Annotated in this window: 11 protein-coding genes and 1 pseudogene; 4 read left to right on the top strand and 8 right to left on the bottom strand. The window is 72.3% G+C overall.

The genetic code is table 11. The features are described from left to right. Window positions 1-35: 35 nt before the first annotated feature. Window positions 36-1,265 (bottom strand): cytochrome P450, encoded by a 1,230-nt coding sequence (locus tag ACSNN9_RS25495; RefSeq protein ID WP_436675746.1) that lies wholly within the window; start codon window positions 1,263-1,265, stop codon window positions 36-38. A gap of 256 nt (window positions 1,266-1,521) precedes the next feature. Between ACSNN9_RS25495 and ACSNN9_RS25500 the strand changes: the two genes are divergently transcribed. Beyond that, the gene (locus ACSNN9_RS25500) at window positions 1,522-1,785 is read left to right on the top strand and encodes a DUF5988 family protein (protein ID WP_436675747.1); all 264 of its coding nucleotides are present in this window, start codon (window positions 1,522-1,524) and stop codon (window positions 1,783-1,785) included. Then, entirely contained in the window at window positions 1,752-2,096 is a 345-nt protein-coding gene (locus ACSNN9_RS25505; protein WP_436675755.1) for a ferredoxin, read from the top strand. The genes ACSNN9_RS25500 and ACSNN9_RS25505 overlap by 34 nt, the downstream gene beginning before the upstream one ends. Here the strand turns inward: ACSNN9_RS25505 and ACSNN9_RS25510 are convergent. From ACSNN9_RS25510 to ACSNN9_RS25520, 3 genes and pseudogenes are all read right to left on the bottom strand, one after another. After that, a pseudogene (locus tag ACSNN9_RS25510) lies at window positions 2,097-2,247 on the bottom strand (MbtH family protein); the annotation flags it as partial. A gap of 291 nt (window positions 2,248-2,538) precedes the next feature. Beyond that, window positions 2,539-2,925 (bottom strand): VOC family protein, encoded by a 387-nt coding sequence (locus tag ACSNN9_RS25515; RefSeq protein ID WP_436675748.1) that lies wholly within the window; start codon window positions 2,923-2,925, stop codon window positions 2,539-2,541. 41 nt (window positions 2,926-2,966) lie between these two features. After that, window positions 2,967-3,440, bottom strand: coding sequence for a hypothetical protein (locus tag ACSNN9_RS25520; protein ID WP_358088626.1), 474 nt, complete (start codon window positions 3,438-3,440; stop codon window positions 2,967-2,969). A gap of 132 nt (window positions 3,441-3,572) precedes the next feature. Between ACSNN9_RS25520 and ACSNN9_RS25525 the strand changes: the two genes are divergently transcribed. Further along, window positions 3,573-4,856 carry an MFS transporter gene (locus ACSNN9_RS25525; protein ID WP_436675749.1) on the top strand — a complete coding sequence of 428 codons (1,284 nt, stop codon included), beginning with the start codon at window positions 3,573-3,575 and terminating at the stop codon, window positions 4,854-4,856. Window positions 4,857-4,925: 69 nt separating this feature from the next. On the opposite strand, the gene ACSNN9_RS25530 is transcribed toward ACSNN9_RS25525, so the two are convergent. From ACSNN9_RS25530 to ACSNN9_RS25545, 4 genes are all read right to left on the bottom strand, one after another. Next, on the bottom strand, window positions 4,926-6,638 hold the full coding sequence (locus ACSNN9_RS25530; RefSeq protein ID WP_436675750.1) for a bifunctional metallophosphatase/5'-nucleotidase: 1,713 nt from the start codon (window positions 6,636-6,638) through the stop codon (window positions 4,926-4,928). A gap of 380 nt (window positions 6,639-7,018) precedes the next feature. Beyond that, entirely contained in the window at window positions 7,019-7,474 is a 456-nt protein-coding gene (locus ACSNN9_RS25535) for a lamin tail domain-containing protein (RefSeq protein ID WP_436675751.1), read from the bottom strand. Between the two features lie 329 nt (window positions 7,475-7,803). Next, window positions 7,804-8,484: a histone deacetylase gene (locus tag ACSNN9_RS25540; RefSeq protein ID WP_436675752.1), complete on the bottom strand. Its 681-nt coding sequence runs from the start codon at window positions 8,482-8,484 to the stop codon at window positions 7,804-7,806. A gap of 25 nt (window positions 8,485-8,509) precedes the next feature. Continuing rightward, window positions 8,510-9,292: a phosphodiesterase gene (locus ACSNN9_RS25545; RefSeq protein WP_436675753.1), complete on the bottom strand. Its 783-nt coding sequence runs from the start codon at window positions 9,290-9,292 to the stop codon at window positions 8,510-8,512. Between the two features lie 216 nt (window positions 9,293-9,508). On the opposite strand from ACSNN9_RS25545, the gene ACSNN9_RS25550 reads away from it, so the two are divergent. Beyond that, a complete protein-coding gene (locus ACSNN9_RS25550; protein WP_436675754.1) occupies window positions 9,509-10,930 on the top strand; it encodes a diguanylate cyclase in 1,422 nt (473 codons plus the stop codon). Window positions 10,931-11,053: the final 123 nt, after the last annotated feature.

Consider the following 11,053-nt stretch of genomic DNA (forward strand, 5'->3'; position numbering starts at 1 on the left):
CCCCCCCCCCCCCCCCCCCCCCCCGCCTCACCGGTTCACCAGGTGACCGGCAATTCGTAAACGCCGAAGAAAGCGCTCTCGTGTTTGTACGACAGCTCCTCGAGCGGCACGGTGCAGCTCAGGTCGGGGAACCGGCGGAACAGGGTCTCGAAGACGATCTCCAGCTCCGCATTGGCGATGTTCTGGCCGATGCACTGGTGGATGCCGTAGCCGTACGCCATGTGCCCGCGCGTCGAGCGATGAATGTCGAAGGTGTCCGGGTCCTCGAAGAAGTCCTTGTCGTGGTTGGCCGAGGCGGCGAGGAGATACAGACCCTCACCGGCCGCGATCCGTTGTCCCGCGATCTCGACGTCCTCCTTGGCGATTCGGGGCAGAACCAGATCGCCGACGCTGAGGTAGCGGAGCAACTCCTCGACAGCCTTGGGCCACAGGGCCGGGTCGGCTTTGAGTTCGGCGAGCGTATCGGGGTGTTCCAGCAGGACCAGCGTGCCGAGCGCGATCATGCTGGCGGTCGACTCGTGCGATGCGTTCAGCACGCTCTGGGCCGCGCCGGCGAGCTCGGAATCCGCCAGCTCGAGTTCGGCCGGTGCGTGCGCGAGTTTGGTGAGGATGTCGTCGCCCGGGTTACGGCGTTTCTCGTCCAACAGGGCGAGCATGTGGGTGCGCATCTCCATCACGGCGGTCCGGAGTTCGTTCATCGGGACGCCGCGCTCGAGCAGGACATTCGCGCGGGTCTGGAAGAATTGGTGCTCGGACTCCGGCACGCCGAGAAGTTCGCAGGTGAGCACCGACGGCACCCGTAGCGCCACCAGCTTCACGAGGTCGGCGGGCTGGCCACTGTCCCGCATGACGTCCAGCGCGTCGTCCACCATCCGCTGGATCCGCGGGCGCAGGGTGCGGATCTTGCGCATCGTGAAGTCGGGCACCAGCAGTTTGCGGTACACGTCGTGCTCGGGCGGGTCCATCCGGACGAACGACGAGCGCCGTCCTTGCGGGTCCACCCCGGTACCGCCGGCCAGGGGAATGCCCGGGATGGTGCTGTCGCTGCTGATCCGGGGGTCGGTGAGCGCGGCCTGGACGTCGGCGTACCGCGAGACCAGCCAGACGGTGCTGCCGTCGCGAAGCATGGCCCGGGACACCGGTTCCGTCGAGCGCAGCGTCTCGTACTCCGGGGGCGGGTTGAAGGGGCACCCGGAGCGGCGCATCGGGAACGACGGCGGACTGTCGGCCTTGCCGGCCGACACGGTGGGGCCCAACGTTGCCATGCTGACTCCTGTTCGCAGGTGAACGCGATGCGGGATGATTTCGTCTGTTGGCGCGCTGGCGAACGTACGATCCGCCGTGGAACAAGCCGGTAACCACCGGGTAAGCAACGTGGATCGGCGAATGCGGCCGTTACCGGCTTTCCCGATAGGGGTTCGTCAGGGATGGGGCCGTTCCCCCGATTGATTACCGACGAATGGCGGGGCGTCGAGGTCCTGTTTCCGGACGTCATTCGCGCCAGAACTGTCGAGGAGGGGCATGGCGATGGGTCATCTCGCAGACGACAACCTCGTGGATGTTGTCCTGGAGGGCGGCGGCCCGGCGGACCTTCCGCCCGAACGTCGCCTGCTCAAAGCCGTGGCTGCCGGCGAGAGGGTGAAGATCGAGCACCACGCCGGCTACGAGCATTTCGTACGCCAGACGGGCGCCGATCCCGCGGACGACGGCCCGATCGCCTTCCGCTGGACGATGCGTACCCGGATCGCCGAATGGCGGCCGCGAGCATTTCCGTCGTCGGGGTGAGGGAGAAAGTCATCGTGCGTTCGAACGAGTCCTGGGAAAAGGCCGGCTGGCGGGTCGCCGTGGACCGGAACCGGTGTACCGGGTCGAGCATGTGCAAAAGTGTCGCGGCCGGGCACTTCGCCGTGGTGGACGGCGTCTCTCGGCCGCTGGCCGAGGTGATGGAGCCGAACCCCGAGATCCGCGAGGCCGCCGGATTCTGCCCGGTGGAGGCCATCACCCTCGTCGACACGGTGACCGGTGAGGAGATTCCCCGGCGTTCTGATCCGGAGCGAAGGGCCGGATGCGCGGGATCTTCCTTCCCGGCCCGATAGACGCAGGCTGCGCGGGCGCATGTCGGTCCAGACCCGCTCGATGTGTTCGAGGCACTCCTGTCGGCTGCCCGTCCGGCCGGCGTCGCCAGCCCGCCGGGACCTCGCCGGACGCGGCCCAGATCGAGTACTGCTCGTCAGGGCATGAGCCCAGGTCAGTGACACGGGTGGCGGTGGCTGGGACGTATCCCTCCGGAAGCGGGTGCGTGAGCCAAGCCGTCCTGTCTGCGTGACCAACTGAGTGACAACCTGCCCACACACCAGCGGACCCCGGCGAACGATGACGGACCATCTACCGAGGTGAAGCACCGGCCACCGGCTGCTGAAAGTCCCATGATCATTCGTTCGTGACGAGGAGGTCGGCGGTTCGGATCCGGCCACCCCGACCAGAGGTAAGAGCAGGTCAAGGCCCCTCCAGCGAGGGGCCTTGATTCGTTTCCGGCGATCAGGGGCAGCGGTCCGCGAGGACGCAGAACTCGTTCCCCTCCGGGTCGACGAGCACGACCCAGCTCTCCTCGCCCTGGCCGACGTCGGCGTGTCGAGCACCCAGGTCGAGCAGGCGACGGACCTCCTCGTCCTGCTCCCTGTCGGTCGGGTTGACGTCGATGTGGAGCCTGTTCTTGACGGTCTTGCCCTCGGGCACGCGCGCGAACGTCAACGTCGGTGGCACCGGGCCGGGGTGGTTCCTGCCCTCAGGCACCACAGGGGAGCCGATCGTGACGAGCCCGTCCTCTTCGCCCTGCACCTCGTAGCGGAGGACCGCGCACCAGAACCGGGCGAGCCCGACGGGATCGGCGCAGTCGATCGCGAGCTCGGTGAACTTGCTGGTCATGTCAGGACCTCCCGGTCGGGTAAGGAGCCCGCCACGGCCGCTCAGTCCTGCCGTTCGGTGCGCGCGATCTCGGTGAACGCGGCGGTCAGGTAGCCGTCGAGGGGCCGGCCGGTGGCGGCGAGCAGGTCGGCGACGAGCAGCGGCGCGTGCCGCGCCACATCGGGCGGGTCGGGCGGCGACTCGTCGCCGTCCGGGTCGTAGACGCCGAGGGCGCCCGCCAGCAGGACGAGCACCACGTGCGGGTCGACGTCGGGCCGCCACTGCGCGGCGCCGCGCACACAGCCCTCGAGCACCTGACGGACGTCGTCGCCGTCCAGGCCGTCCGGGTGGGTCTCCTCCAGCAGCAGCCGGACCACCGCGCCGAGCACCAGGCCGGACCGCTCGGCCGTGGCGAGCCGGGCCACCGCGACGTCGTACGCCTCGGGGGCGCGCTCGCGCGCGGCGGCGACCGCGTCGGTGGCGGCGGTGGCGATCTCGCGGGCCGGTGCGGGCAGGTGTCGCCAGGTGGTGGTCATCCCGACCAGGATCGCAGAGAGGTATGACGCCCGCAGACGCGCTTCGGGGTGTGACACCGCGCACACGCTGCGCGGAAAACTCCGAGCGAAAAGGTCTCGCGCCGCGTCACACCCAGCGCACAGAATCGGGGGATGCTCAGTCGCGCCCTGCCCCGCCGTCCGGAAGCCCGGCGGATGCTCGTCGGCACGCTGCTGTCGGCGATCGGGCGCGGCCTCACCCTGCCGTTCCTGTTCATCTACCTGACCGACGTGCGGGGCCTCACCGACACCCGGGCCGGTCTGGTGATCGGCTGGTACGGCGTGGTCACCCTGGCGCTGTCGCCGGTCGGCGGCACGCTCATCGACCGGTTCGGCGCGCGCCGGATCCTGCTCTCGGGCCTGGTGATCGAGGCGGTCGGCACCGGGTCGCTGGCGCTGGTCGACTCGAGCGCCTCGGCGTTCGGGGTGATGACGCTGGTCGCGATGGGCAGCTCCGTCATCTGGCCCGGGCAGAACACGATCCTCGCCTCGCTCACCGACGCCGACGAGCGGCAGCGGATCTTCGGGCTGAACTTCGCCCTGCTCAACCTCGGCATCGGCGTCGGCGGCCTGACCTCCGGCGCGATCGTCGACACCACCCGCGCGGTCACCTTCCAGGCGATCTACGTCCTCGACGCGATCAGCTACCTGATGCCCGCGCTGATCCTGCTGACCCTGCCGCACGTGGGCCGCCGGCTCACCACCGGACCGGCCGGGGACCGGACGTCGTCCGGCGGCTACCTCACCGTGCTGCGCGACCGCCCGTTCCGGCGACTCGTCATCTTCGGCCTGGTCCTGACCACCTGCGGATACGCGCAGATCGAGGTCGGTTTCACCGCGTACGCCGTGCGGGTGGCCGAGGTGACGCCGCGCGTGGTGGCCTGGGCGCTGGCCGGCAACACGGTGATGATCGTGCTCTCCCAGCTGCTGGTCCTGCGGCGGATGGAGGGGCGCAGCCGGACGGGCGGGCTGGCGGTCGTGGGCGCGGTCTTCGCGATCGCCTGGCTGGTGCTGGGTGCCGGGGGCGTGGTCGGCCCGAGCAACGCGCTGGTCGCCGCCCTCTGCGTCGTGGCCTGCTCGGCGATCTTCGGCTTCGGCGAGACCCTGCTGTCGCCGGTGATGCCGGCGCTGACGAACGCGCTCGCCACGGACGCGCTGCGCGGCCGGTACAACGCCATGAGCTCGATGATCTTCGGCATCAGCGGGGTGATCGGCCCGGTCACGGCGGGCCCGCTGCTCGGTGCGGCCAACGGCCGGATCTGGGTCGTGGCGGTCGTCAGCGGCTGCCTGGTGTCCTCGCTCATCGCGCTCTCCCTGCGCCGGCTGCTCACGCCGGCCCAGGACGGCCGCACGCCGGCCACCCCGCCGGCCACCGAACCGGCCCCCGTGCAGGCCTGACACCGGACGGACGGAGAACGGGCCCCGGAGCGATGCTCCGGGGCCCGTCGGGTGTGCGTACCGCTGCCGTCAGGCGGCGGGGACCTCCGCGGTGGTGCGGATCCGGTCCAGGGCCGGCGCCGAGACCGGGGACTCGGCGGTCAGGTAGGCCACGAACGCGTCCAGGTCGATCATGCCCGTGACCGCGTTGGTGCCGCCGGTGAGGACGGTGAAGCCGTCGCCGCCGCCGGAGAGGAAGTTGTTCACCGTGACCCGGTACGTGGCGTCGGCGGTGACCGCCACCCCGCCCAGGGTGAGGCTGCCCCGGACGACCCGGGTGCCGGCGCAGGCGTCGGCGACGGTGCCGGTGGTGCCGGCCGGGTCGACGACGTACCGCACGGTCGACGACGGGTAGAGCGTCCGGCCGGTGACGAACTGCTGCTCCAGCAGGCAGTAGAGCTGCGCGCCGGTGAGGTCGAGCGTCACGAGGTTGTTGGCGAACGGCTGCACCGTGAACGCCTCCTCGTAGGTGACCGGGCCGGCGTCGATGTCGGCGCGTACGCCACCGGGGTTCATGAAGGCGGCTACCGCCCCCTGCTCGTCGTCGGTGGCGGCGAGCTGCGCGTCGGCGACCAGGTTGCCCAGCGGGGACTCGCCCTTGACCGTACCGAAGAGGGTCTCCTGGGTCTTGCTGATCGCCTCGGTGGTCTGGCCGACCTCGCGGCCGGCCACCGGGCCGAGCACGGTCTTGTAGCGGTTGATCAGATCGGTCTGCGCCCGGTCCGGGTCGACGTCGCGGGTGACCACCACGTTCTCGGCCTTGGCGCTGATCACGTCGCCGGTGCGCCGGTCGATGGAGAGGTCGATGTCGGTGACCAGGCGGCCGAAGGAGCTGGCGCTGGTGACCAGCTTGCCGTTGATGTCGCAGTTGTACGCCTGGTGGGTGTGGCCGCTGACGATCACGTCGATCGACGGGTCCATCCGGTTGGCGATGTCCACGACCGGGCCGCTGATGCCCTTGCAGTCGTTGATGCCGCCGGTGGCGTCCTGGGTGCCGCCCTCGTGCATCAGCACGACGATGGTCTCGACGCCCTGGCGGCGCAGCTCGCGGGCGTACCGGTTGGCGGTCTGCGCCTCGTCGGTGAAGGTCAGGCCGGCGACGCCCTGCGGGCTGACGATCTGCGGGGTGCCCTCCAGCGTCATGCCGATGAAGCCGACCTTGACGCCCTGCACCTTGTGGATGGCGTACGGGGCCAGCAGCGGCTGGCCGCTCGCGGTCCTGAACGCGTTCGCGGAGAGGTACTGGAAGCCGGCGCCCTCGTACGGGGTGCCGTCGGCGCAGCCGTCGACCGGGTGGCAGCCGCCGTTCTGGATGCGCAGCAGCTCGTCGGCGCCCTCGTCGAACTCGTGGTTGCCGACGCTGGCGTAGTCCAGCCCGGCCAGCGAGAGCGCCTCGATGGTCGGCTCGTCGTGGAACGCGGCGGAGAGCAGCGGGGAGGCGCCGATCAGGTCGCCGGCCGCCACGGTGATGGTGTTCTGCTCCTTGGCGGCGCGCTTGCGCAGCTCGGCGAGCTGGGTGGCGAGGTATTCGGCCCCGCCGGCGGGCTGCCCGGCGATGGTGCCGTTGGTGGTGCCGGTCGGCGGTTCGAGGTTGCCGTGGAAGTCGTTGAGGGCGAGCAGCTTGACGGCGACCGGCTTCGGGCCGGCGTCCGCCTGGTCGGGGGTGGTCGTGACCGCGCCGAGGGCGGTCACGGCGAGCGCGGTCAGGCCGATGGCGGCCCGGCGCATCCCGGGGATGGACATGGAACTCCTCGTGGGAAGCCGGCGCGGGCACCCGGGTGACGGTCCACCCCGGGTCGGGCCGCGCCGTCGGCAGGGTTCGGTCGCGGTGGCGACGGTGGGGGACGCCGCCGCGTCGCAGACAGCCTCTCATCGTCGGACGCCGTCGGTCGACCGGGGCGGGCCTGCGGAACCTGGGCATACGCCCGCGGGCTGGGAGGTCCGGACGGGCGTTTCCGACATGCCCGGCGGCGGTTGTCCGATCGGCACGGCAATCGGGCGGGCTCGTCCAGAGAGGACCGGACGGATGGCGTACGCCGGAAGGATGATCGGATGAGCACGGATTCCCGTCGGTGGACGCCGCGAGTGCCGCCGGCCCCGGCTGCCCGGGGCCGGCGCCCGCCTCAGCAGTACGTGTAGCTGCCGCGGCTTCCCCACGAGCAGGAGTCGATCAGGGTGCCGGACGAGTTGCGCAGGTACGCCTTGTCCCCGGTGTTGTTCCAGATGTAGGCGCCCGAGCCCCAGTAGCGGTGGGTCGAGCTGTTGGTGCCCTTTCCGGTGTGCACGAGGACGCTGGCGCCCGCGGCCAGTCGGAAGTCGCCGGAGAACTTGTAGACGTGGTTGGCCTGGTCGCGCAACGTCCAGTACTTCAGGTTGAGGGTGGTGGAGCGCCGGTTGGTCAGCCGGACGTACTCGGCGTTGAGGCTGGAGTTCGAGCGGTTGTCGGCGCCCGGCGAGTTGTAGTAGACCTTGGTGATCTGGATGGCCGGGGTGGCGGCCTGGGCCGGGCCGGCGGCGGTCAGCGACACGCCCACCGTGACGGCGAGCGCCACCGCGAGACCGATCAGCCTTCTCCTCATGCGATTCCCCCACACAGACGGCCGGTCGTGGAGCCGGCGGATGAGCCGTGCCCGTGCACGGCCGGCCGAGGTTATCGATGCCCGGTGGTGATTGTGGACGGTGAAACGGCCGCCGCGGGCAAATGCGGCCACCCGGTCGATCTACTGCCGACCGGCGGGACGTGTGCCGGTCGCCGGACCGACCGCCGGGGTGACCGGGCGGTGGGACGACGGCCGCCGGGCGTCCCGTCCCGCCCGGCGTTCGGTGCCCGGAACCGGCCGGTGCGCCGGTCGGTCCGGCGCGTCGTGCCGGTTTCGCCCCGGCGATGAGCGCGGATCCGTGCCGGCGGTCATGCGCGGGTCCGTCCCCGGCGGTCGTGCGCGGGTCCGTCCCGGCGGTCGTGCGCCGGTCCGTCCCCGGCGATCAGTGCCGCGACGGCCGCCGCGTCCCAGGCGTCGGCGACCCCCGGCCGGGCCAGCAGGTAGCGGACGATCCGGTCGGCGTCCCAGCCGTGCGACTCACGCAGGCCACGGGCGATCATGGCGAGGTAGGCCGGGGCCGGGGCCCGCCACCGCACCTCGGACGCCGCCCAGGGGGCGGTGAAGGTCAGCAGCGGGAGCCCGTCGAGCCGGCCGGGGCAGAGCAGGGTCTCGTACCGGCCGGGGCCGAGGGTGGCCCGCCCGGTGGCCACGGCCTCGGCGATCAGGCCGACGTCGGCGCCGGGCTCCCGGTACATCTCCTGGGCGGCCACGTCGGCGAACTGCCCGACGTCGAGCAGGTAGGCCCGGGCCGCCGCCTCGCCGGGGAGCGCCGGGTCGTAGAACGCCATCCCGCCGGTCCACGCCCGGGACTCACCGGCGAAGTAGACGCCGCCGGGCAGCGACACCGGCACGGTACGTCTCGGGGGTCGCGGGTCCCGGCAGCCCGGATAGGTCCGCCGTCCGCCGGGCGGGCAGCCCCCGGCCAGGTAGAAGCCGAGCCGGGCGGCGTGCAGGTTCGACCCGTACGCGACGTACCAGACCTCGTCCATCCGCGACCGCCCGTTCCCCCGGCGGTCAGAACCCGCAGGTCATGCCGGCGGCGTGGCTCGCCTGCACCAGGTGCGTGGCGCATCCGCTCGCGGTGACCTGGTGCAGCAGGAAGCCGGTCGGCTCGGTGACCCAGCCGAACTGCTCCTCCGCGCTCATGGTGAGCGAACTCTGCCGCCAGGTGCTCGGCGCGGTGGTGAGCACCGTGCCCGCGAAGCTCACCGTGACCGGGCGGTGGACGTGCCCGGCGACCACCCGGACGACGTGCGGGTGCCGGGCGACCACCTCGGCCAGCCCGTCGCCGTCGGTCAGCCGGATGTCGTCGAGGAACGGGATGCCGACCGGTGCCGGCGGGTGGTGCAGGCAGACCACGGCCGGCACCTCGGGTCGACCGGCCAGCACCCCGTCCAGCCAGCCGAGCTGGTCCTCGCCGAGACAGCCGGCGCCGTCCCCACCCGGCATCGACGAGTCCAGCACCACGACCGTCGCCCCGGGGTGGTCCACGTGGTAGTACGCGGAGAAGCCGCCGCCGAGCCACGGCGTGCCGCCGAACGCGTCCAGCAGCGACTCCCGGTCGTCGTGGTTGCCGGCGACCAGGTGCACCGGCAGCGGGAACCGGCCGATGACCTCGCGCAGGGCCGCATACTCGTCGGGGCCGCCACGGTCGACCAGGTCGCCGGTGACCACCACGCAGTCGGGCCGGGGGTTCAGCGCCAGCACCCGGCCCAGGGCGCGGTGCAGGCCGGCGGCCGGATCGGTCGCGAGCGCGCCGGTGGTCACGTGCGGATCACTGAGCTGGGCGATGAGCATCCGTGCCTCCACTCGACCGGGACCCCCACGCTATCGCCGCGAGCGCCGGCGCGCGGCCCGCCGAACCCACAGGCCCTGTCCACAGCCTGTGGATGGCACATGTGTACGAAAGCGGTGGGCGATCTTGGTCACCGGCGGTCCGGGGCCCCGCTGAGTACGCTTGATCGCGGGCCCGCCCGCCGGTCGCAGCCCTCCCTACCTGGAACGACGTGCCGAGTGGATCACGAGCGAGTCATCCGTGACGTCACGGTCCGCCTCCCCATGGCGTCGACCGTCGTCGAGGCGTGCGAGTGGACCGTCAGCGCGCTCGCCCGGCACGCTCCGGCCACCATCTCCGTCCTGCTGCACGTCCACGACCGGCTCCGCTGCGTCGCGGCCACCGGGTCCTGGCAGGTCTTCTCCACGGTGCCGCCGAAGACCGGGATCGTGGGCCGGGTGTACGCCTCCGGCGAGACCGCCGTCGTGCCCGACGTCGCCGGGGACCCCGACTACATCCCGGTACGCCCCGACGTCACCGCCGAGGTGTGCGTACCGGTGCTGGACCCGGCGGGCCGGCCCATCGGGGTGCTGGACCTCCAGTGGTGCGCTCCGACCGGCCTGGCCCCGTGGCGCGACACCGCCGAGCGGCTGGCGGCCCGGCTCGGCGCCCGGATCGTGGCGCTCGGCGGACCACCGGCGGAGAGCCGCAGCGAGAAGCTCCTCCGGCACGCCGCCGCGCTGACCTCCGCGTCGACGGAGTGGGACCTGTTCGCCGCCGCGATCGCCGCGGCCCGGGACGTGTCCACCCTCTCCGCGGCGGTGCTGGTGCTCGCCGGCCCGGAGGGGCCCCGGCTGGGCACGCCGCCCGCCACCCCGGGCGAGTTGGAGGCCCGGATCCGGGCGGAGCTGACTGAGGCGGGCCCGGCCGCGCTGGACCGGTTGGTCGCTCGCGCCCACCGCCACGGCGTGGGCTACACGCTGGGCGAGGCCGGGCACCCGCCCATCCCCGACCACCGGCCGCTGACCCGGGCCGGGGTACGCACCCTGGTCGCGGTGCCGGTCGGCCGCCCCGACGACGGCGGGGTGCTGCTGGTGGCCGACGAACGGCTGCTGCGCCCCGACCCGACCACGGTCAACCTGTTGGAGCTGCTCGCCGGCCAGGCGTGGAGCTGCCTGGACCGGCTGCGCACCCTCGCCCGCCTGCGCGAGCAGGCCAACTCGGACCCGTTGACCGGGCTGCGGCACACGGGCCCGTTCGGCCGGCGGATCGCGGTGGCCACCCCGGGGCGCACGGCCCTGCTGGCGATCGACGTGGACGGCTTCAAGACCGTCAACGACACGTACGGCCACCAGGCCGGCGACCGCGTGCTCGTCCGGCTGGCCCGCGCTCTGGAGGGGGCGCTGCGCCACGGCGACGAGCTCTACCGGGTCGGCGGTGACGAGTTCGTGGCCGTGATCGAGGTGGGTCGCCCCGAGGAGGCGGTACGGATCGCCGAGCGCCTGGCCGAGGCGGCGAGGCGGATCGGCCGCACGATCAGCGTCGGGGTGGCCCTCCCCCGCCCGGGCGAGTCGCCCGAGGCCACCCTGCGCCGCGCCGACCAGGCCCTGTACGCGGTCAAACGGCACGGCCGCGACGGCGTCCGCCTGGCCCCCGCCTGACCGGAGTCCCCACCCCTCGCCCGCCCGCGCGTCGATCATGCAATTGTGGTGCCCCACAAAAGCTACGAAAAGGCGCCTTCTGCCCACCACAACTCCATGATCGACGCGCGGGCGGGCGAGGGG

Origin of the sequence: Micromonospora sp. URMC 107, from assembly GCF_051386315.1 — a bacterium.
GTDB lineage: Bacteria > Actinomycetota > Actinomycetes > Mycobacteriales > Micromonosporaceae > Micromonospora.

Bases quoted from the DNA above. Each gene is read 5' to 3' on its own strand.
- ACSNN9_RS25540 (WP_436675752.1), bottom strand. From the start codon at position 8,484: ATGGACGAGGTCTGGTACGTCGCGTACGGGTCGAACCTGCACGCCGCC.
- ACSNN9_RS25500 (WP_436675747.1), top strand. From the start codon at position 1,522: ATGGCGATGGGTCATCTCGCAGACGACAACCTCGTGGATGTTGTCCTG.
- ACSNN9_RS25505 (WP_436675755.1), top strand. From the start codon at position 1,752: ATGGCGGCCGCGAGCATTTCCGTCGTCGGGGTGAGGGAGAAAGTCATC.
- ACSNN9_RS25525 (WP_436675749.1), top strand. From the start codon at position 3,573: ATGCTCAGTCGCGCCCTGCCCCGCCGTCCGGAAGCCCGGCGGATGCTC.
- ACSNN9_RS25520 (WP_358088626.1), bottom strand. From the start codon at position 3,440: ATGACCACCACCTGGCGACACCTGCCCGCACCGGCCCGCGAGATCGCC.
- ACSNN9_RS25515 (WP_436675748.1), bottom strand. From the start codon at position 2,925: ATGACCAGCAAGTTCACCGAGCTCGCGATCGACTGCGCCGATCCCGTC.
- ACSNN9_RS25535 (WP_436675751.1), bottom strand. From the start codon at position 7,474: ATGAGGAGAAGGCTGATCGGTCTCGCGGTGGCGCTCGCCGTCACGGTG.
- ACSNN9_RS25530 (WP_436675750.1), bottom strand. From the start codon at position 6,638: ATGTCCATCCCCGGGATGCGCCGGGCCGCCATCGGCCTGACCGCGCTC.
- ACSNN9_RS25495 (WP_436675746.1), bottom strand. From the start codon at position 1,265: ATGGCAACGTTGGGCCCCACCGTGTCGGCCGGCAAGGCCGACAGTCCG.
- ACSNN9_RS25545 (WP_436675753.1), bottom strand. From the start codon at position 9,292: ATGCTCATCGCCCAGCTCAGTGATCCGCACGTGACCACCGGCGCGCTC.